Below are 20,989 nucleotides of genomic sequence, written 5' to 3' on the forward strand. Positions count from 1 at the left end.
GCCTTTGGCGGGCGTCGGTGAATGGTGCGGACGGAGGGATTTGAACCCTCAATCCCTTTCGGGCGACAGATTTTAAGTCTGTTGCGTATACCAGTTCCGCCACGTCCGCATTGCCGTCCTTTTTAGAGGCTTGCGCCCGCAGGGGAAGCGCTTGCGTCATCGCGGGCATCTCCATTTCCAATAAATTCAACGGCTGACAGGCTTTTAATTTAATTTATCATACTTTTTCGAATTATAGAGGGGCATGACGTTGATGACGCGCACCGATGATGAATACTGGATCCTCGATCCCGAAGAGGTCCAGTGCCTTGCTTCTGCGCCCCGCATGACGATTGTCGACCGGCTGGCGGCGGACGGGCCAATGTCGGTCGACGACCTGGCCCGGGTGATCGGGATGAAACAGACCGCTGTTTATCATCACATCCACAAGCTGGTGGCGGTGGGTCTGGTGCGAGCGAGCGAAAGGCGGCTCCTGCCCGGCGCCCGCAAGCCGCAGATCCTATATGCTACGCCGGCCCCACGCATGCGCATGGCCGCAGCTCTCGGGCGCAACGAATTGCGCCATGGCGTTGTGCGCTGTGCCGGCGCCGTCCTTCGACAGGCCGACCGCGATTTCGCCGAAGGCTTCAGCTTCGATCCGATCCATGACGGGCCGTATCGCAATCACGGCTTTCTGCACCTGATCGGACGCCCGAACCTCGAAAAACTGGAAAAAATCAATGCCCATCTCGCGGCGATCCACGAATTGCTGTGGCAGCCCGATGACCAGGACGGGCGACCGATCGCGCTGAGCTGGGCGATGGCGCCGGTTTCCGACGATACCAATCCGAAAAGCAAGGAAGGCACGCTTCGATGAAGACCGTTCTATCCCTCGCCTGTGTGGCGACATTGGCGACCGCGCCCACGCTGGCGCAGGAGGCCGCCGAAGCCGATATGCGCACCATCCAGCTGCGGATGTCAGCCGAGGAAATCCGTGCCGATATCGAGACACTGTCATCCTCCGCTTTCGAGGGCCGGGCACCAGGCGGCATCGGCGAAGAAATGACAGTGAGCTTCATTGCCGGGCAGTTCGCTGAAGCCGGCATCCGCCCGGGCATGGACGGGTCCTTCTACCAGGCCTTCGAGCTGACCGCTTTCGCACCGGCGGGGCAAGGCGAATTCGGTATTGACGGTCCGGACGGGCCGATCCCGTTCACCGCGGCCGACGATTACGTCCTCTATGCCGGCCAGCCAGATGCCGAACTGTCGCTCGCCGATTCCCGGATTATCGTCGGCGGTTTTGGCATCCGGGCCGAAGAGGAGGGCTGGGACGACTACGGGGAGGTGGATTTGAGCGACGCAACGGTGATCCTGTTCCGCGGCGATCCGGGCACGGCGACCGGCGACGAGACGCTGTTCGGGGGCCAGGCGCTTTCCGTGCACGGGCTGGTCGACACCAAGAATGATCTTGCCGCCGGGCTCGGCGCCGAGGCTGTCTTGCTCGTGCACACTGACGAAAGCGCCGGGTATCCATGGGAGTCGCTGTCGAGCGGCGGTGCTTCGGGAACGCAATATTTCCTGGAAGCAGATGATGACGCCTCACTGACCCTGTTCGCGCACGTCAGCGAGCCGGCGGCGCGGCGTCTTCTGGCCGCAGCAGGGCTGGATTATGACACCGTTTATGCCGCCGCGGCAGCGCCCGGCTTCACCGCGATCGAAACCTCGCTCGACGCCTCGGGCGCGCATGCCGGATCGGTAAGCACGACCACGACCCGCAATGTGATCGGCATGATCGAGGGGCGCGAGGCCGCTGATGAATGCCTCGTCTACACCGCGCACTGGGACCATATGGGCGTCAATCCCGACGCACCGACCGAAGATCACATATTCAATGGTGCGCTCGACAATGCGACCGGCACGGCGATGCTCATCAACATCGCCCGCGCTTTCGGCGCGCTGGAAAGCGCGCCGCGACGCTCGGTCTACTTCTTTGCCACGGCTGCCGAGGAACGCGGCCTCTTCGGTGCGAAATATTTCGTCCAGAACCCGCCCTGCCCGCTGCCGCAGATTGTCGGCGCGCTCAATATGGACGCGCATTTTCCCTATGCCGACCAGTATGCCGCGATGGTGGTGCCGGGATTGGGGACGAACGAGCTGATGGCGGAGCTGGAGCCGGTCGCGGCCCGGTTCGGCCGGGTTCTGGTCGATGATTCCAACCCGCAGGCCGGTGGATTCTACCGGTCCGACCATTATCCGTTTATCGCTGCAGGCGTTCCCGGTCTCTATGCCGTCGGTGCGCCCTCGGCAGAACAGGCGGAGGCAGATCCGACGATCGGCGAAGGCTTCGGCTGGTACATGGCCAATGGCTATCACCATGCCGCCGACGAGGTCGACCGGCCCTATACCTGGCGTGTAGGCGGGCTGACGGACGACGCCCGGATTTATTTCGAACTGGGCTGGCGGCTCGCCAGTTCGAACCGCTGGCCGAATTTCACGCCGGGTACACCGTGGCTGGCGATGCGTGACGAGATGCGCGCAGATGCCTCGCAATAGTCCTGCAAATCCGGGGCGGCCGGCCGGCCGCCCCGGGCTGCATTTCTACCGGCCCTGCCCCTGCAGGCCGGGCTTCAGAGGTTCCTGGCTGTCAGCGCGGTCCGCCATTCGTGCCAGACGGACGAATTCGGCGCGATAGCCGTAAGTGTCCTCACCGATATGGGTCTCGGCCAGAGCCGCGGCCTGCCGCAGGTCGAACGCGTCGGCTGCGATGTAGTCATCACCGCGAAGGATCTGGGCAAAGCCCGCCACCGCGATCGAAAAGGCGATGTCGTCGCCCGCCGCTGACAGGCTATCCACTTCGTTGGCGGTGGTGACCGGAAACTCGATCAGCCGGCTATCTGCTTCGCCGGGACGCTTGTAGCGGACCCTGAAGAAACCGTACTCATTTGAGAACTCGGTTTCCGTCGCATCCGGCTCGCCATAGCGCAGCGGCTCGTTCAACAGTGCCGGACTGTCCGGTGGCGTGATCTCGTAGATCGCGGTCACCGAATGACCGGAACCAATCTCGCCGGCATCGACCGCATCATTGTTGAAATCCTCGCGGTTGAGCAGGCGTGTCTCGTAACCGATGAGCCGGTATTCGGCGACGCGGTCCGGATTGAACTCGATCTGCAGCTTGACGTCGTTGGCGATCGGGAACAGCGCAGACGAGGCCTCCTCAACGAAGAAGCGCCGCGCCTCGGCTTCAGTGTCGATATAGGCGGCGATGCCATTGCCGTTCTGTGCCAGCGTCTGCATCAGCGCGTCATTATAATTGCCGCGGCCAAATCCCATTACCGAGAGATAGACGCCGCTTTCGCGCTCGCGGGTCACGAAATCCTCAAGGCGTTCGTCCGAAGTGATGCCGACATTGAAATCGCCATCGGTGAGCAACATGACACGATTGACCGCGTCGTCATCGAAATGCTCGCGCGCGAAATTGTAGGCGAGGCGCAAACCTTCGCCGCCCGCGGTCGATCCACCCGCTTCCAGCATTCCCAGCGCGGCATCGATGCAGTGGCGGTCCGACCCGCGTGTCGGCTGCAGGATGGCGCCCGCCGCACCGGCATAAACGACGATCGAAACGGTATCGTCATCGTCGAGTTGTTCGACCAGCATCTGCAGACCGGAAATGGCCAGCGGCAACTTGTCCGGCGAGCCCATCGAGCCGGACACGTCGACGAGGAAAACGAGGTTGGCACGCGGCCGCTCGGCGCGCGGGATGTCATAGCCCTGCACACCGATATGCATCAGCTGCGTATCGGCATTCCACGGATTGGGCAGGACCGTGACGCTGGCCTCGAACGGCGCGTCGCGGCTGTCCGGCAGCGGGTAGTCATAGTCGAAATAGTTGACCATCTCCTCGATGCGCACGGCATCGCGCGGTGGCAGATTGCCGTCGGCAAGATAGTCGCGGACGACGGAATAACTGGCCGTGTCGACGTCGACCGAAAAAGTCGAGACCGGATCCTCGGCGGTGAGCACGACGTCATTGAGTTCGACATCCTCATAGCGCTCGCGATCGATGTCGCCCGGTATGGGCTGCGGCTGGGCTTGCGCACCGGTCAGGCCTGTTTGCGGCATGGCGGCGATCCGCCCGCCGGTCACAGCGACGGCGTCGGCTTCCGCCTCTTCTGCGGCGGCCCGGGGAGGCGGAGGTGGCGGTGCAGGTGGCGGTGCGTAAGTGGGTTGCGGCGCGGCCTGATACTGGCGCATCGGCATGCGGGATCCACGGTTGGCCGCGAATTCATTCGCCACTAGCGTCGGACATTGTTCAAATATGTCCGGTCGGCGCTGCTCATTGTCCTGAACCGTCACAGCGGCAACAGGCGCCGACTGAACGGCAGCGAACGCAAAGGCGCACACGGCGCCCGTCAGTAGGAATTTCCTGGTCATCTGTCTTCCCTTGTCCCCCGCCCGGTCGATGAAAAAATTCCCTCGCAGGCGAATCATTTTCGAACCGGATTGGGGCGATTAGGGGGCAGGCCGCAGGGCAAATGATTTGACCCTTTCTGCCGCAGGATTGCGGGAACACGCTGGAGGGCCAGAGCCTCCAGCTTTGCATGGCGCGCCAGCTGCTCACGGACGCGGACTAGAACCCGGCGATGTCGCGCCTTTTTATTTGGCGTCGGCCGGATCGATGACCGGCTGGCCGCCGACCGAGCGCGACAAATCCGCCAGTTTTCCAATGACGTGATCTAGCCGCGCCTCGTCCGTGGAACGGGCGACCAGATTGGTGCCGCGCACGATCTCGCCGGCCTCATTCTCGAAGAAATACGGGTAGGAGCCAATCGAGACGTCGGAATAAGCGTCTGCGAGCTCTCGCAGCCCGTCCGCCAGATCGCCCTCGCGCAGTCCGCCCGTCGCCACCGTGCGCGAAAGGGTCACCGCGCCGCCCTCGATGCGGTCGGCGATGTCCTCGAGCATGCCACGGGCGATTTTCGGCACGCCGGCGAGCGTAAAGACATTGCCGGTCTGGAAGCCGGGTGCTCCGGTGACCGGATTGTCTATCAGGACCGCTTCTGCCGGCACGCGCGCCATGCGTTTCCGGCTTTCGGTCAGTGGTGTCTTTGTTTTTGCGTACCATTCCTCGATGATCGCCAGGGCATCGTCGCGGACGTCGACAATCTGGCCGAAAGCCGCGCCGATCGCATCGGCGGTGATGTCGTCATGGGTCGGTCCGATGCCGCCCGTCGTGAAAACGTAATCGCATTTTGTGCGGAGGTGATTGACGGCAGCGACGATCTCCTCCTGCTCATCGGGGACGATACGACATTCGACAACAGACACGCCAATGGGTGCGAGAAACTTCGCGATTTCCGACAGGTTAATGTCGCGGGTGCGGCCAGACAGAAGCTCGTCACCGATCAGCAGCACGCCTGCAGTCACTCGCTTCGCCGTCGCCATCTGTTGCCCTTTCGTCTCGCGCCTGCGGCGGATATAGGCAGAGCCCATGGACAAGGCCAAGACATTTGACGGCTGGGATCTTCCCTCGCCCTATATCCACCGCATCATCGCCAGCGAAGCCGATGAGGACGAGTTCGGCCATGTCAACAATGCGCGTTATCTGACCTGGGCGGATGAAACTGCATGGGCGCACTGGGACCACGACATCCCCGAGCATCCAAGAACCGAATTCGTGCGCTATGAGCACGGCATGGCGATCATGCGATCGGAATGCGATTATCTCGGACACGCCCACGCCGGTGATGCGCTGGACTGTGCGGTCTGGATCACGAAATCGGATGGGCGGCTTCGCGCAGAGCGGCGATTCCAGTTCCGTCGGGCTGATACAGGTCAGACGATTTTCCGGGCGCGCATGGACCTTGTCTGTTTCAAGCTGCGAACAGGCCGGCCGACGCGAATGTCGCCCGCACTGGTGAAGCATTACAGCGTGCTGCCGGACATTGCAGCTACGCTGATGACTGAAAGTTTAGGCCGTCACGATTGATGCGCGAATGCGGAAATCTATAGTGCGTGCCAGAATGAAATAGGGGTTGTCTTGTGAACATCTTTGCCCGCCTGGCCTCGGCCAGCATCCTGGCCTTGCTGCCAGCCAGCGCTTGCGCCCAGTCCGATGATGACTCGTTCGTCCCGGACATCCCTTCAGAAAATATAGAAGCGCATATCCGCTTTCTCGCGCATGACGCTATGGGTGGACGGGCGGCCGGTTCCGACGGGTATGACATCGCGGCCAATTATGTCGCGTCTCAATACCGATTGATCGGCCTCGAACCCGCTGGCGACCATGGCGGATATTTCGCCGAAGTGCCGATGCAGGTCATGCAACCTATTGCCGAAGGCGGCCGGATGGTGATTGGCGAAGGCGAAGATGCGACGGAGCTGGTGAACGGTTCCAACCTGATCATCAGCGCACACCCGGTATACGACGAGAGCTCGGTCACGGCGGAAGTGGTCTTCGTGGGTTACGGTTTGTCATTGCCGCACCACGGATATGACGATTACGCGGGCATCGATGTCGACGGGCGCATTGTTGCCTATCTCGGCGGCGCGCCCGACATCATGCCATCGGACGAGCGCTCCCATCAGCGCCGCTCCTCGACCAAGCGCGAAAACGCTGCGGCGCGAGGCGCTGTCGGCTATATCCTGATTTCCACGACGCCGACGGAAAACTATGCGCCGTTTGCGGCCGCTGCCACGGAGCGAAGCGACATCGCGCTGGGTCCGGATGCCAATGAGCCCGCCTACCGCCAGTTGCAGGTGGCTTCCGGCGTATCGCTGGAGGGGGCCCAGGCGCTGTTTGCCAATGCCGACATGACGCTTGAAGCGGCGTTGGAGCAACTTGATGCCCAGCAAACCGCGTCGATGCCGCTAAATGTCACGGTGACGCTGGAACAGCAGACCACCCGCGATTTGTTCACGGACCATAATGTCGTCGGCATGATCCGCGGTTCGGACCCGGAGCTGGCCGACGAGATCGTCGTGCTGACCGCCCATCTCGACCATGTCGGCGTGACCGATGCGGACGGTGTATCGACGACCGGCTGCCGCTCCAACAATGAGGAAGACCGGATTTGCAACGGAGCGGTCGACAATGCGTCGGGATCGGCGATCATGCTGGAGACCGCACGCACCTTCATGCAATCCGAGGCACCGCGCCGATCGCTGTTATTCGTGGCGCTGGCCGCCGAGGAACAGGGGCTGCTGGGCTCTGAATATTTTGCCTTCAACCCGACCGTCCCGGTCGATGCCATGGTGGCAAACGTCAATCTCGACATGCCGGTCATTGTCTATGATTTCTCGGACGTGATCGCATTTGGCGCCGAGCGTTCGAGCCTCGGCCCAATTACCGAACGGGCTGCAGCCCGCATGGGCGTGGCGGTCAGCCCGGACCCGCTGCCGGAACAGAATCTGTTTGTTCGGTCCGACCACTACAATTTCGTGCGCCGGGGCATCCCGTCGGTTTTCCTGATGACCGGATTTTCCTCTCCGGATCCGCGTTGGGATGAAGGCGAAGGATTCATGGGGTTCCTCAACACCCATTATCACCGCCAGTCTGACGAGCCGGACAGCGACGAGGAAATGGAAATCCTCTACGATCAGGGCGCCAAATTCGCCAATATCAATTTCCTGATCGCCCGCGAAATTGCAAATAATGACGACGCACCAGTCTGGAATGACGGCGATTATTTCGGCGAGTATTTCGGCAACGCGCGCTAGCCCCGCCGCCGACTCCATTGACAATCAGGCGCGCGGCGTTTCAAACGCCGCGCGTTTTGATATATGAGTCTGGCAAGGGCACAGGACAGGACATGAATCTCGCTTACGACGTTCAATCGGAAGGCGCGCAAGACGTATCGCGTGACGGCCGCATCAAGTTGCACGGCGAGGAAGGCTTCGCCGGCATGCGCAAGGCGGGACGTGCCGCGGCGGCGACGCTCGATCACATCATCTCGATGGTGCAGCCAGGCATAACCACGCAGGAAATCGATGACGCCGTGCGCAAATTCATGTTCGAGCAGGGCGGTGTGCCCGCCACGCTCGGTTATCGCGGCTACATGAAATCCTCCTGCACCTCGATCAATCACGTGATCTGCCATGGCATTCCCGGACCGAAACCCCTGAAAGACGGTGATATCGTCAATATCGACGTCACCATCCTTCTCGATGGCTGGCATGGCGACACTTCGCGCATGTTCATTGTCGGCGAGCCGCGCCGCAAGGCCGAGCGCCTGGTGAAGGTCACCTATGAAGCGCTGATGGCCGGAATCGCTGAAGTGAAACCGGGCGCCACGCTGGGCGATATCGGCGCCGCGATCCAGGAGATCGCCGAAGCCAATCGCTGTTCCGTTGTGCAGGATTTCTGCGGCCACGGCATCGGACGCCTGTTCCACGATAGCCCGAATGTGCTGCACTATGGCGAACGCGGCCAGGGGCTGGAGCTGAAGCCCGGAATGTTCTTTACCATCGAGCCGATGCTCAATCTCGGCCGGCCGGACGCCAAGGTGCTCAATGATGGCTGGACCGCCGTCACCCGCGACAAGTCGCTGTCGGCGCAGTTCGAGCACACGGTCGGTGTGACCGAGGACGGTGTCGAGATCTTCACCCGATCGCCCGACGGACAGGATTGTCCGCCCTATTCCGTCTGACACATGCCCGACAAGACGGCGCCACCGCATCATGCGGGTCATCGCGACCGTCTCAGGTCCCGCTTTGCAACTTCTGGCGGTGAATCGCTCGCGGATTACGAGTTGCTGGAGCTCTTCCTGTTCCGTTCAATCCCCCGGCGCGACGTCAAGCCACTGGCCAAGGACCTGATCGCCCGCTTCGGCGATATTGGCGGGGTTGCCGCGGCCCCGATCTCCGCTCTCACCGAAGTGAAAGGCGTTTCGGAGAAGACTGCGGTTGATCTGCGGTTGCTTCAGGCGGTTTCGGCGCGGATGGCGCGCGAAGGCGCACTCGACAAGCCGGTCATTTCGTCCTGGCAGGCGCTGATTTCCTATTGCCGCACGGCGATGCAGCATGAGTTGGTCGAGCAGTTCCGCGTGCTCTTCCTCGACAAGAAAAACCGGCTGATGGCCGATGAAGTGATCTCCAAGGGCACAGTCGACCAGGCGCCGGTCTACCCGCGCGAAGTGGTGAAACGCGCCCTCGCCCATGAAGCCAGCGCAATCATCCTGGTGCACAATCACCCGTCCGGAGATGTCACGCCGTCTACCGCGGATATCGAGATTACCAAGACGATTGTCGCCGCTTCGGCGCCGTTCAACATCGTGGTCCATGACCATCTCATCATCGGCCGCGAGACAACGGCGAGCTTCAAGACGATGGGGCTGATCTAGGGGCGAAGTATCCACCCCATCTTTCGAGGCTCCCCCGGACCAAGTCCGGGGTCGCACCTCAAGATGAGGTGGTGGTTCGGAAGCAACCGGTCACCTCATGGTGAGGTGCTGGCCGGCAGGCCAGCCTCGAACCACGCAAAATGCCAAAAGCGACGCTTGAGGGAATCCCGAAGCCCGCCTAACACTCCGCGCATGTCCTATCCCAATGTCTTTACCCATCTCGAATGCTCCGCGACCGGCGCGCGCTACGAGATCGACCAGCCGCACAATCTGTCGTCAGCTGGAAAGCCGCTGCTGGCGCGCTATGACTTCGAGGCGGTGCGCGGCCGGCTCGATCGCGATGCGATCTGGGCGCGGATTGGCGGGTTCTGGAAATGGCGGGAATTGCTGCCGGTCAAACGCGACGAAGACGTGGTGGCGCTCGGCGAAGTGGACACGCCGCTGATCGATTGCCCGGCGACGATGGCAAGGTATGGCGGCAAAGGCCGGCTGATCGCCAAGGATGAAGGCCGGCTGCCGACCGGCAGTTTCAAGGCGCGGGGACTGGCGCTCGCCGTGGCGATGGCGAAATCCTACGGCATCAGGAAAATGGCGATGCCGACCAATGGCAATGCCGGGGCGGCGCTGTCGGCCTATGCGACGCGCGCCGGGATCGAAAGCTGGTGCTTTGCGCCGGACGACACGCCCGAGGTCAATATCCGCGAGATCGCGCTGCAGGGCGGCAAGGTGTTCCGGGTCAACGGTTACATCCACCAGTGCGGGGCGCTGGTCGGGGCCGGCAAGGACGAGATGGGCTGGTTCGACGTGTCGACGCTGAAAGAGCCCTACCGGATCGAGGGCAAGAAAACGATGGGGCTGGAGCTCGCTGCCCAGCTCGGCTGGCGCCTGCCGGATGCGATCTTCTATCCGACCGGCGGCGGCACCGGCCTCATTGGCATGTGGAAGGCGTTCGACGAGATGGAGCGCTTGGGCTGGATCGGTTCCGAACGGCCGAAAATGTTCGCCGTGCAGGCCGAGGGCTGCGCGCCGATCGTGAAAGCCTTTGACGCGGGCGCCGAGCACGCCGAGGAATGGATCGAGGCCGAGACGGCGGCGATGGGCATTCGCGTGCCCAAGGCGATCGGCGACTTTCTCATTTTGCGCGCGGTGCGCGACAGCGGCGGCGCCGCGATTGCCGTTTCCGAAGAGCAGATCGAGACCGCGCGGGCGGTTTGCGGGCGCGAAGACGGACTGTTGCTCTGTCCGGAGGGCGCGGCGACACTCGCCTCTTATGGCAAAGCGTTGGAAGACGGGCTGATCGAACGCGATGCAGAAGCGGTGCTGTTCAATTGCGGGTCGGGCCTGAAATACGCGATGCCGGACTTCTCGAGAACGCTCGATCGGCATCAGGAGATCGACTGGACATCGCTGGAATAAACGCCCGATTTTCGGCGGACGGGCGCGACGCGCTCTGCTAGACACGAGGCATGTTATTCACGCCCTCCCCCGACGAGCTCTATGACGCGCTGGTGCGCCGCGATGACGCGTTCGACGGGCGCGCCTTCGTGGGCGTGACCTCGACGGGAATTTTCTGCCGGCTGACCTGTCCGGCACGCAAGCCAAAGCGCGAACACTGCCAGTTCTTCGAGACCGTCGCGCAATGCCTGGAAGCCGGCTACCGAGCCTGCAAGCGGTGTCATCCCATGAAGACCGCGGCGGAAAACGATCCGGTCATTCTCGATTTGATGGCGCGCCTAAATGCGGACACCGGCCGGCGCTGGCGTGAGGGCGACATCATCCGCCTCGGCCATGATCCGTCGACCGTGCGCCGCGCCTTCAAGCGGCATTTCGGCATGACCTTTCTGGAGATTGCGCGCCTTTACCGGCTGCGCGACGGATTCGAGGCGCTGGCGGACGGCGAGCGCGTGATCGATGCGCAATTGAGCGCCGGCTTCGAGTCCGGCAGCGGTTTCCGGAATGCGTTCGCGAAACTTGCCGGCAAGGCACCATCCGCTTTTACCGGCAATGAAATCCTCAAGGCGCACTGGTTCGATACACCGCTCGGGCCAATGATTGCCGTCGCCGATCAGACCCACCTCCATTTGCTGGAATTTGCCGACCGCAAGGCGCTTCCCGGCGAATTGAAAAAGCTGGAACAGGCGGCAGGCGGGATCGGCATTGGCGAGACAAGAATCACGCAGCAGATCGCCGCTGAGCTCGACGCCTTCTTCTCCGGCCGGTCGGCACGCTTCGAGACGCCGCTGAAACTGCATGGCAGTGCGTTTACGCAGGATGTGTGGCGCCGCCTGACCGAGATTCCGGCCGGCGAGACGCGCAGCTATCTCGACCTTGCCCACGCGGTAGGAAATCCGAACGCGACTCGTGCCGTGGCGCGCGCCAATGGCGCTAACCAGATCGCCATCGTCATTCCCTGTCACCGCGTGATCGGCTCTGACGGCTCGCTGACCGGCTATGGCGGCGGGCTGTGGCGGAAACAGAAGCTGATCGCGCTCGAACAGCAATTCGTAAAAGGACACGCAACATGACGCAGGCAGAAAAAGCCCAGGCCTTCCACGCGCTCCACAGATCCGGCGAGCCGCTGGTTCTTTATAATATCTGGGATGCCGGCAGCGCGCAGGCGGTCGCCGAGGCCGGAGCCAAGGCCATCGCGACCGGCAGCTGGTCGGTCGCAGCGGCGCAGGGCTATCCGGATGGCGAGAAGCTGCCGCTCGACCGGCTACTGCGCACCGCCAAGCAGATCACCAGTGCGGTCGACCTGCCGGTGACGATCGATTTCGAGGGCGGTTATGCCAGGGAACCGGAATTCCTCGCCGACAACGCCGCAAAACTGATTGCGGCCGGTGCGATCGGGTGCAATTTCGAGGACCAGATCGTCGGGGGTGACGGGCTCTATTCGCAGGAAGACCAAGCGCACCGGATCGCCGCGATCCGCGCAACCGCCGACGAGGCCGGCATTCCGTTGTTCATCAATGCGCGCACGGATGTGTTCCTTAAATCGGATTCGCCGCAGCATGCCGGGCTCATGAAGGAAGCGACCGACCGGTGCGATGTCTATGCCGAGGCCGGCGCGAGCGGGTACTTCGTGCCGGGGCTGACCGATCCGGATCTCATCGCGCAAATGTGCGAGCACACGAAGCTGCCGGTAAACGCCTACATGAAAAAAGGCGCGCCTTCGATAGCCGAAATGGCGAAGCTCGGCGTGGCGCGGATCAGCCATGGGCCGGGTCCTTACCGAGAGGCGATGCGGGCCCTGACCGAGCGGGCGACGGAAGTGTTTGGGGGATAACATTCCAGAACGTTTTCTTCCCCCGGTTACGGGGGGAGTGTCCCGGAGGGGCGAGGGGGCAATTGCCCCCTGCACCACTTCGTGGTCCCCCTCCCCCGCAGGCGGGGGAGGAAAGGAACGCCATCCGGCCTCCCCTTGACCTCGTCCCACCCCGGGAGCATGAAGCCGCCTTCACTCAAAAGAGCGGAGCCAGGCGCACATGATTCCCCGATATACGAGGCCGGAAATGGCGACGATCTGGTCGCCGGAAAACAAGTACCGCATCTGGTTCGAGATCGAAGCGCACGCCACTGACAAGCTGGCCGAGCTGGGCGTTGTCCCGGCTGCAGCGGCCAAAGCCGTCTGGAAAGCCAAGGACAAAACGTTCGACGTGGCCCGGATCGACGAGATCGAGGCCGAGGTCAAACACGACGTCATCGCCTTCCTGACCCATTTGTCCGAACTGGTTGGCGAGGAGGCGCGCTTCGTGCACCAGGGGCTGACCTCGTCGGACGTGCTGGATACCTGCCTTGCCGTGCAAATGCGCGATGCGGCCGATCTCCTTCTGGAAGCCATGGACCGGGTGCTGGCGGCGCTGAAGACCCGCGCGTTGGAGCACAAATACACGGCCTGCATAGGGCGCTCGCACGGCATCCATGCCGAGCCGACGACGATGGGGCTGAAGTTCGCGCGCTTCTACGCCGAATTTGCGCGCAATCGCGACCGGCTGGTACGCGCCCGCGACGAGGTTGCGACCTGTGCAATCTCCGGCGCGATCGGCACCTTCGCCAATGTCGATCCGTCCGTCGAAGCGCATGTCGCGGAGAAGATGGGGCTCAGCATCGAGCCGATCTCGACCCAGGTCATTCCGCGCGACCGGCATGCAAATTATTTCGCTGTGTTGGGACTGATCGCCTCGGCGATCGAGAATATCGCCATTGAAGTGCGCCATCTGCAGCGCTCGGAAGTGCGCGAGGCGCAGGAATATTTCTCGAAGGGCCAGAAGGGCTCTTCGGCGATGCCGCACAAGCGCAATCCGATCCTGACCGAGAATCTCACAGGCCAGGCGCGGCTGGTGCGCATGGCGGTCGTACCGGCGATGGAGAATATCGCGCTCTGGCATGAGCGGGACATCTCGCATTCGTCGGTGGAGCGCGGAATCGGACCGGATTCAACCGTGCACCTCGATTTCGCCCTGCACCGCACGGCCGGCATGATCGAGAAGCTGATCGTGCATGAAGACCGTTGCCGCGAGAATCTGGAAGCCTATGGCGGCATCCACAATTCCCAGCGTGTGCTGCTGGCCCTGACACAGGCAGGGGCCTCCCGCGAGGACGGATATCGCCTCGTGCAGCGCAACGGGATGAAGACCTGGGATGAGGGCGGGCGTCTGGTCGACCATCTGAAAGCCGACGAGGATGTCCGGGGCTTTCTGTCAGATGAGCAAATCGAAACTTGTTTCGACGAGGGCTATCACCTCAAACATGTCGACACGATCTTTGCGAGAGTGTTCGGCGAGTAGACAAGGATAACAGCGATGGCGAAGACCTATTCCGAAATCGACGCCCGCATCGCTGACTTCATAAAAGCCCAGAAGATGTTCTTTGTGGCGACGGCCCCGGCCTCGCCGGACGGCCATGTGAACATGTCGCCCAAGGGCTATGACAGTTTCCGGATCCTGGGCCCCAACAAGGTCGCCTATCTCGATCTTGGCGGCTCCGGCATCGAGACCGTCGCGCATCTGCGTGAAAACGGCCGCATCACCTTCATGTTCTGCGCTTTCGAGGGCCGGCCCAACATCCTTCGCCTGTACGGCAAGGGCGAGGCCGTGTGTTTCGACGAGCCGGGTTTCGATGACGCGCTGGCGCTGTTTCCGGACTTCCCGAAGGCGCGGGCTGTCATCACCGCCGACATTAGCCGGATCCAGGATTCCTGCGGCTGGGGCGTGCCGTTTTACGCGTTCAAGGGCGAACGCGACCAGCTGGTACGAACCAATGCGCACCGCAGCAACGAGGAATGGCGCGAACGACGCTACGCCTCGAATGCGGAATCGATCGACGGGCTGCCCGGTCTCGTCAAACCGTGAGCGACGAATCCGAAATCCGTGAAGTGGTTCTAGCGATCTACGCGATGATTTCCGGCCCCGCAGGACCGCGCGATTGGTCGCGGCATTCCGGCTATTTCCATCCGGACTGCCGGCAGATCCGGACCGGTGTGGACGAGAACGGCAAGCCATGGGCGACAATGCTGTCGCCCGAAGAATACCGTGCCAATGTCACGCCGTTTTTTGACACGTCGGCGTTCTACGAAATCGAGCTGAATTGCGAGGTACGGGTGTTTGGCAATATCGCCCATGCCTGGTCGAGCTATGAGGCGCGTACGGATCTCGACGCGCCGGTGCCGGAACGGCGCGGTATTAATTCTATCCAGTTGTACAAGGATGCGGGCGGCAAGTGGCGCATCATTTCCATGATCTGGGACAATGAGCGCGGGGGGATATACTTGCCGCCCGCAATGGAGAGACCGGGCTAGCTGGCCGCCATCGTGTCCGCGGCCGTGCAGAATTCCGATTTGAGGTGCTCCAGCAGGCCGAGGCAGCGATTGTCGGCGATCGAATAGAAGACCTGGAGTCCGTCCTTGCGGCCGCGGACGAGGCCGTCCTGGCGCATTTTGGCGAGATGCTGGGACATCGCCGATTGGGACAGGTCCGCTATTGCCGTGAGCTCCGCAACCGTGGCTTCGCCGGATGCCAGCCGGCACAGGATCAGCAGGCGTTTTTCATTGGCAATCAGCTTCAGGAAAGCGGCGGCCTCTCCGGCCTGTTCCTGAAGGTCCCGAATGGCGGGATCGGCGATTTCTGACATCTGTGACTCCGTATTAGTTGACACTAAAATAGTTATCACTAAATTAGATGTCAATTAATTAGTTATTTCTAACGGAGCGGCACATGAGCCAATCGGAAATCAGCCCGCAAGACACTGCCGACGCGCTGCAGAACGGGAAAGCCATTCTCATCGACGTGCGCGAACCGCATGAATTCGCCGCCGAGCGTATCCATGGTGCGCTGCTGCACCCGCTGTCGACCTTCGATGCAGCCGCCCTGCCGATCGACAAGTCGCGCGAAGTGATCCTGCACTGCGGCTCAGCCAAGCGGTCGGGCATGGCGCTCGAGAAATGCGCCGCGGCCGGCGTTCCGATCTCGCGGCACATGTCCGGCGGCATCATGGAATGGAAATCAGCGGGATTGCCGACCGTTGCGGTGGATCCGTCCACCGGCAAGATCATCGATCCGCAGCGAGGCTGATCCTATGTTGACCGCCCTCGCCTCCGCCCTCCTCCAGGTATCCGCGACAGCGACCTTCACAGTCGAAGCCGAGACCGTGATCGACGAAAAGGCCGTCTTTGCGACGGTTGAAAGCGTCGATGTGGTGAGCGCTCGGGCGCGGATCGGCGGCGTGATCGGCGAACTGCGTGTCGACGAGGGTGATCTGGTCGCCGCCGGCGACATCATCGCGGTCGTGGTCGACGATCGACTGGCACCACAAATCGGGGCGGCGAACTCCACGACGGCTGCGCTGAACGCCCAGCTGGAGCAGGCGCAGTCAGACCTTGCGCGGGCCCAGAACCTGTTCGACCGGGGCATCTTTGCCCAGGCCCGTCTGGACGAAGCGCAGACGGCGGTGGATGTCCTCGAAAACCAGATCGCTTCGGCACGGCAGGAACGGGCCGTACTCGTCCAGCAATCCCGCGAAGGCGACGTGCTGGCGCCCACGGCGGGCCGCATCCTGGAGGTGCCGGTGACGGCCGGATCGGTGGTACTGCCCGGCGAAAGCATCGCTGCGGTCGCGTCCGACCTCTTTGTTCTGCGCCTTATGTTGCCCGAACGGCATGCACGTTCGATCTCCGAAGGCGACGCGATCCGCGTGGATGGGTCGGCACTGACCGGCAATGTGGCTCCGACTGGCTTCATCCGTCAGGTTTATCCCCGGATCGAGGATGGCCGGGTGATCGCCGATGCCGTTGTGGATGGCCTCGGCGACTATTTCGTCGGCGAACGCGTTCGTGTCCTGGTCGGTGTTGAGCAACGACTCGCCTACCGGATACCGATCGCCTTTCTCGAAACCCGGTATGGCGTCGACTATGTCCGCGTCCGTGAAGGCGAAAACGGGACCCAAGACGTCGTGGTCCAGATCGGAGAGGCGGACGGCGACATGATCGAGATACTGGCGGGTCTCGCCGCCGGTGACGTTCTGGTGCGGCCATGAAGCTCGGCATATCGGGTAACCTGACGCGGGCTTTCATCTCTTCACCGCTGTCGCCGCTGATCCTGCTGGCATCGCTCGCCGTCGGTCTGATCGCGCTGTTCACCATTCCGCGCGAGGAAGAGCCGCAGATCTCGGTTCCCATGGTCGATGTCATGGTCCGCGCCGACGGGCTGCGCGCGCCCGATGCCGTCGAACTGATTACCGAGCCGCTGGAAGCAATTATCGGGTCGATCCAGGCGGTCGAACACGTCTATTCGCAGACCGAAGACGATCAGGTCATGGTAACGGCCCGCTTCGAGGTCGGCACCGATTTCGACGATGCCATCCTCCGTGTTCACGAGGAGATCCGTGCCAATTACAACCAGATACCGATCGGTGTGCCGGAGCCGTTGATCGCGGGTCGCGGGATCAGCGATGTGGCAATTGTCTCGATCACCCTGTCGCCGGGGCCTGATGCCGGTGAACGCTGGACCGACAACGCGCTCTACAATATCGCCGAGGAATTGCGCTCCGCACTGATGAATGTCGAGGATGTCGGCATGACGTACATCGTCGGCGGGCGCGCCGACCAGATCCGGATCGAGCCCGACCCCGAACGCCTGTCACAGTATGGCGTGACGTTGCAGCAACTCGCCGGTCGCCTCGCCGAAGCCAACCGCTCCTTCCCCGCCGGCAGCGTCACCTCGCTTGACCAGACGCGCACAGTTACTGCCGGCCAGACCCTGCAGGGCGGGCCGGATATCGGACTGCTGCTGCTCACGACACGCGACGGGCGGCCAGTCTATGTCCGCGATGTTGCAGATGTCGTCATTGGTGCTGAACCCGCCGATGCGCGCGCCTGGAATCTGACGCGCGACGACCATCATGACGGATGGACGCGCACGCCGGCTGTTACGCTGGCGGTGGCCAAACGCGAAGGCGCGAATGCCGTCGTGGTCTCCGAACACATTCTGGAACGCCTCGAACTGCTGGAAGGCGATCTGATTCCCGAAGGTATTGCTGTCGCCATCACCCGAAATTACGGCGAAACCGCCGACGAGAAAGCGAATGAACTCCTGTTCCATCTCGGCCTGGCGACGATCTCGATCGTGCTGCTGGTCACGTTCGTGATCGGCTGGCGCGAAGGGCTGGTCGTGCTGGTGGTGATCCCGACCACGATCCTTCTGACGCTGTTCGCGTCCAATCTGATGGGATTCACCATCAACCGGGTCTCCTTATTCGCGCTGATCTTCTCAATCGGCATTCTGGTCGACGACGCGATCGTGGTGATCGAGAACATAGCGCGGCACTGGGCCATGGACACGGGCAAGACGCGGGTCCAGTCGGCGATCGAGGCTGTCGCCGAAGTCGGCAATCCGACGATCGTCGCCACGCTGACCGTGGTCGCGGCTCTGCTGCCGATGCTGTTCGTGTCCGGCCTGATGGGCCCCTACATGGCGCCGATCCCGATCAATGCCTCGGCGGCCATGATCTTTTCCTTCTTTGTGGCCGTGATCCTGACGCCGTGGCTGATGAAGGTGATCGCCGGACGCCGCAAGCATGGTGGCGGGCACGGCGGTCATGAGAGCGAAGGCATTCTCGGACGCTGGTATCGGCGACTGGCCACGCCGGTCATCCGCGACCGCAAGCGCGCCTGGACACTGCTGATCGTTGTCGGCGTGCTTACAGCCGGCTCGATGATGCTGTTCTTCACGCAGACCGTTACCGTCAAGCTGCTGCCGTTCGACAACAAGTCGGAATTCCAGGTCGTCGTCGATCTGCCCGAAGGCGCGACACTGGAGCGGACAGAGCGCGTGCTCATGGATGCTGCTGACCGGCTGGCAGCGCTGCCTGAAGCGACCTCGATCCAGCTTTATGCCGGCACTTCGGCGCCATTCAATTTCAACGGGCTAGTGCGGCACTATTACCTGCGCGAACGTCCCGAGCTGGGTGATCTGCAGGTCAATCTGGAAGCCAAGCACCATCGTGATCGCTCATCACACGAGATTGCACTGGAAGCGCGCGAATTGCTCGCGGGGCTTGATATGCCGGACGGCACGGTCATCCGGGTCGCGGAAATTCCGCCCGGACCGCCGGTGCTGGCAACGCTGCTCGCCGAGATCTACGGTCCCGATGCAGACACGCGCCGGGCCGTCGCTCGCGAAGTGCGTGCCGCCTTTGAAACAATTCCCTACATCGTTGATGTCGATGACAGTTTCGGTGAGCCACGGCCGCGCTTGCGGATCGCCATCGATCAGGAAAGCCTGGAGTTCTTCCAGGTTCAGCAGAGCGATGTCTATGACACGATCAGCGCCCTGTTTGACGGCTTGCCCGTGGGCTATTCACACCGCGGCGAAGGCCGCAACCCGGTCGAGATCGCGGTCCAGCTGCCCGATAGCGGACTGAGCTGGAACGAACGGTTGGCTTCGACACCGGTGCCCGCCAACACGCTGCCCGGATCGCGCGAGATCGTCGAACTCGGCGATGTCGTCACGGTGAGCGAGGAAATCGGCTCGTATCCGATTTTCCGGCGCAATGGGCGCCATGCGGAAATGATAATGGGTGAACTAGCTGGCGAGTTCGAAGCGCCGATTTACGGCATGATGGCAGTCGCCGATGCGCTCAATACGCGTGACTGGTCGGCGGACATACCGCAACCGGTCATCAGGCTCTACGGACAGCCGGAGAGCGATCGCGACGTGACGCTTTTGTGGGACGGTGAATGGGAGATCACCTATGTGACCTTCCGCGACATGGGCGCGGCCTTTATGGTCGCCCTTCTGGGGATTTACGTTCTGGTCGTTGGCCAGTTTGGCTCGTTCCGCGTGCCGCTGATCATCCTGACGCCGATCCCGTTGACCTTCATCGGCATCATTTTCGGTCACTGGATGTTCGGTGCGGCATTCACCGCGACCTCCATGATCGGCTTCATCGCGCTAGCCGGGATCATCGTCCGCAATTCGATACTGCTGGTGGATTTCATCCGCCATGGCGCGGAGGCGGACGAATCGCTGCGCGACACGCTGTTGCGAGCCGGCGCGATCCGCTTCAAGCCGATCCTGCTGACTGCCCTCGCGGCGATGATCGGCGCATCGGTTATCCTGACCGACCCGATCTTCCAGGGACTGGCAATCTCGCTGCTGTTCGGCCTGGCCTCCTCCACCCTCCTCACCGTGCTCGTCATCCCTGCGATCTACGTGATCTTCAAGGATGCCGATGCGCCCTACTCGCCGAAGACCGCCCCCGCGGCCTCGGCAACTCAAGGAGACTGACATGACTATTGGACGCGCTGTCACACTGCTCGCCGGAACGATGGTTCTGGTATCCATCCTGCTGGCCTGGCTGGTCCATCCCTACTGGATCGCGCTCGCCGTCTTCGTTGGCGCGAACCTCGTCCAATCCAGCTTCACCGGCTTTTGCCCAGCAGCGAAGATCTTCAAGGCGCTGGGGTTGAAACCGGAAGGCGCTTTCAACTAGGCGGACAAAACACAAGTGAAGCCGGGCGGCGGCCCAGTAGGGATGCACGCCCGGATGCGCACGTGAACGCGTGAGAACGCACGAAATTCCATGTATTGATTCAAGCAGTTACTGCATTTTCGCGGAACAAGCAGGCGGGTGCCGAATTGTTTATGGCAAGTGATGCCATTCAAGGAGAGCCTGTCATGAAACGACGTCAACACGCGCTTTTATCATGCAGCGCGATCGGCCTTGCCGCGCTTGCTTTTTCAGGAACCGCAGCTAATTGCGCGATATTCGACTGATCAGCCTTCCGCCATGATCTGCTGGCGGGCCTCGGCGAGCAGCTGGTCCATCTTGGTGCGAACCACGTGTTCGGAAATCTCGACGCCTGCGGCATCGAGATCGCCCTTCACCTTGCGGTAGACGTCCTCGTGGCCGGCCTCTTCGAAGTCAGACTTCACGACCTCTTTCGCATACGCGTCGGCGTCGTCTCCGGTCTTGTCGAGCAGTTCGGCGGCCCAAAGCCCAAGGAGCTTGTTGCGCCGGACGGTCGCCTTGAAATCGAGTTCCTGATCGTGTGCGAACCGGCCTTCAAACCCTTTTTCGCGATCGTCCATTCCGCCCATGCAATTCTCCCTCGCCGAAAGTAAGCTCGAGCCTCTCCGTTAGCTTGGGACCGCGCGTAAATCAATCACTTGAGGACG

The 20,989-nt window shown here is 62.1% G+C and carries 20 protein-coding genes and 1 tRNA gene; 16 read left to right on the plus strand and 5 right to left on the minus strand.

Annotation, left to right across the window (positions count from 1 at the left end):
- Positions 1–22: 22 nt before the first annotated feature.
- A tRNA-Leu gene (locus tag ACOOFN_RS02025) sits at positions 23–109 on the minus strand.
- Positions 110–244: 135 nt separating this feature from the next.
- Here ACOOFN_RS02025 and ACOOFN_RS02030 point away from each other — a divergent pair.
- Both ACOOFN_RS02030 and ACOOFN_RS02035 read left to right on the plus strand, forming a co-directional pair.
- Positions 245–856, plus strand: a complete 612-nt coding sequence (locus ACOOFN_RS02030) for a helix-turn-helix domain-containing protein (RefSeq protein WP_420433165.1) — start codon at positions 245–247, stop codon at positions 854–856.
- Positions 853–2,532, plus strand: a complete 1,680-nt coding sequence (locus ACOOFN_RS02035; RefSeq protein ID WP_420433167.1) for a M28 family peptidase — start codon at positions 853–855, stop codon at positions 2,530–2,532. The genes ACOOFN_RS02030 and ACOOFN_RS02035 overlap by 4 nt, the downstream gene beginning before the upstream one ends.
- Positions 2,533–2,577: 45 nt before the next feature.
- Here ACOOFN_RS02035 and ACOOFN_RS02040 read toward each other — a convergent pair whose 3' ends face one another.
- Positions 2,578–4,410 (minus strand): vWA domain-containing protein, encoded by a 1,833-nt coding sequence (locus ACOOFN_RS02040; protein WP_420433169.1) that lies wholly within the window; start codon positions 4,408–4,410, stop codon positions 2,578–2,580.
- A gap of 222 nt (positions 4,411–4,632) precedes the next feature.
- A complete protein-coding gene (locus ACOOFN_RS02045) occupies positions 4,633–5,469 on the minus strand; it encodes a competence/damage-inducible protein A (protein ID WP_420433171.1) in 837 nt (278 codons plus the stop codon).
- Here ACOOFN_RS02045 and ACOOFN_RS02050 point away from each other — a divergent pair.
- The 10 genes from ACOOFN_RS02050 to ACOOFN_RS02095 all read left to right on the plus strand — a co-directional run bounded on the left by ACOOFN_RS02050 (position 5,468) and on the right by ACOOFN_RS02095 (position 15,114).
- Entirely contained in the window at positions 5,468–5,965 is a 498-nt protein-coding gene (locus tag ACOOFN_RS02050; protein ID WP_420433173.1) for an acyl-CoA thioesterase, read from the plus strand. The genes ACOOFN_RS02045 and ACOOFN_RS02050 overlap by 2 nt on opposite strands.
- A gap of 53 nt (positions 5,966–6,018) precedes the next feature.
- The gene (locus tag ACOOFN_RS02055) at positions 6,019–7,695 is read left to right on the plus strand and encodes a M28 family peptidase (protein ID WP_420433175.1); all 1,677 of its coding nucleotides are present in this window, start codon (positions 6,019–6,021) and stop codon (positions 7,693–7,695) included.
- A gap of 92 nt (positions 7,696–7,787) precedes the next feature.
- Positions 7,788–8,624 (plus strand): type I methionyl aminopeptidase, encoded by an 837-nt coding sequence (map, locus tag ACOOFN_RS02060; protein ID WP_420433177.1) that lies wholly within the window; start codon positions 7,788–7,790, stop codon positions 8,622–8,624.
- Between the two features lie 3 nt (positions 8,625–8,627).
- Positions 8,628–9,317, plus strand: a complete 690-nt coding sequence (gene radC / locus ACOOFN_RS02065; RefSeq protein ID WP_420433179.1) for a RadC family protein — start codon at positions 8,628–8,630, stop codon at positions 9,315–9,317.
- 192 nt (positions 9,318–9,509) lie between these two features.
- A complete protein-coding gene (locus tag ACOOFN_RS02070) occupies positions 9,510–10,733 on the plus strand; it encodes a threonine synthase (protein ID WP_420433181.1) in 1,224 nt (407 codons plus the stop codon).
- A 50-nt stretch (positions 10,734–10,783) separates the two neighbouring features.
- The gene (locus tag ACOOFN_RS02075) at positions 10,784–11,842 is read left to right on the plus strand and encodes a bifunctional transcriptional activator/DNA repair enzyme AdaA (protein ID WP_420433183.1); all 1,059 of its coding nucleotides are present in this window, start codon (positions 10,784–10,786) and stop codon (positions 11,840–11,842) included.
- Positions 11,839–12,603, plus strand: a complete 765-nt coding sequence (locus ACOOFN_RS02080) for an isocitrate lyase/PEP mutase family protein (RefSeq protein WP_420433185.1) — start codon at positions 11,839–11,841, stop codon at positions 12,601–12,603. The genes ACOOFN_RS02075 and ACOOFN_RS02080 overlap by 4 nt, the downstream gene beginning before the upstream one ends.
- 199 nt (positions 12,604–12,802) lie before the next feature.
- Positions 12,803–14,104 carry an adenylosuccinate lyase gene (gene purB, locus ACOOFN_RS02085; RefSeq protein WP_420433187.1) on the plus strand — a complete coding sequence of 434 codons (1,302 nt, stop codon included), beginning with the start codon at positions 12,803–12,805 and terminating at the stop codon, positions 14,102–14,104.
- Between the two features lie 15 nt (positions 14,105–14,119).
- The gene (locus ACOOFN_RS02090) at positions 14,120–14,668 is read left to right on the plus strand and encodes a pyridoxamine 5'-phosphate oxidase family protein (protein WP_420433189.1); all 549 of its coding nucleotides are present in this window, start codon (positions 14,120–14,122) and stop codon (positions 14,666–14,668) included.
- Entirely contained in the window at positions 14,665–15,114 is a 450-nt protein-coding gene (locus ACOOFN_RS02095) for a hypothetical protein (RefSeq protein ID WP_420433191.1), read from the plus strand. Before ACOOFN_RS02090 ends, ACOOFN_RS02095 begins: the two co-directional genes overlap by 4 nt.
- Here the strand turns inward: ACOOFN_RS02095 and ACOOFN_RS02100 are convergent.
- Complete coding sequence (locus ACOOFN_RS02100) at positions 15,111–15,446, minus strand: ArsR/SmtB family transcription factor (RefSeq protein WP_420433193.1); 336 nt, start codon at positions 15,444–15,446, stop codon at positions 15,111–15,113. The two genes, ACOOFN_RS02095 and ACOOFN_RS02100, sit on opposite strands and share 4 nt — an antisense overlap.
- Positions 15,447–15,529: 83 nt before the next feature.
- On the opposite strand from ACOOFN_RS02100, the gene ACOOFN_RS02105 reads away from it, so the two are divergent.
- From ACOOFN_RS02105 to ACOOFN_RS02120, 4 genes are read left to right on the plus strand one after another with little or no spacing between them, the layout of a single operon-like run.
- Positions 15,530–15,886 (plus strand): rhodanese-like domain-containing protein, encoded by a 357-nt coding sequence (locus ACOOFN_RS02105; RefSeq protein ID WP_420433195.1) that lies wholly within the window; start codon positions 15,530–15,532, stop codon positions 15,884–15,886.
- A gap of 4 nt (positions 15,887–15,890) precedes the next feature.
- Positions 15,891–16,847 carry an efflux RND transporter periplasmic adaptor subunit gene (locus ACOOFN_RS02110; protein ID WP_420433197.1) on the plus strand — a complete coding sequence of 319 codons (957 nt, stop codon included), beginning with the start codon at positions 15,891–15,893 and terminating at the stop codon, positions 16,845–16,847.
- Positions 16,844–20,098, plus strand: coding sequence for an efflux RND transporter permease subunit (locus ACOOFN_RS02115; RefSeq protein WP_420433199.1), 3,255 nt, complete (start codon positions 16,844–16,846; stop codon positions 20,096–20,098). Before ACOOFN_RS02110 ends, ACOOFN_RS02115 begins: the two co-directional genes overlap by 4 nt.
- A gap of 1 nt (position 20,099) precedes the next feature.
- Positions 20,100–20,303, plus strand: coding sequence for a YgaP family membrane protein (locus ACOOFN_RS02120; protein WP_420433201.1), 204 nt, complete (start codon positions 20,100–20,102; stop codon positions 20,301–20,303).
- 284 nt (positions 20,304–20,587) lie between these two features.
- Here the strand turns inward: ACOOFN_RS02120 and ACOOFN_RS02125 are convergent, their stop codons facing one another.
- The gene (locus tag ACOOFN_RS02125; protein WP_420433203.1) at positions 20,588–20,911 is read right to left on the minus strand and encodes a DUF1476 domain-containing protein; all 324 of its coding nucleotides are present in this window, start codon (positions 20,909–20,911) and stop codon (positions 20,588–20,590) included.
- Between the last annotated feature and the right edge of the window lie 78 nt (positions 20,912–20,989).

Origin of the sequence: Hyphobacterium sp., from assembly GCF_965217055.1 — a bacterium.
Classification (GTDB): Bacteria; Pseudomonadota; Alphaproteobacteria; order Caulobacterales; family Maricaulaceae; genus Hyphobacterium.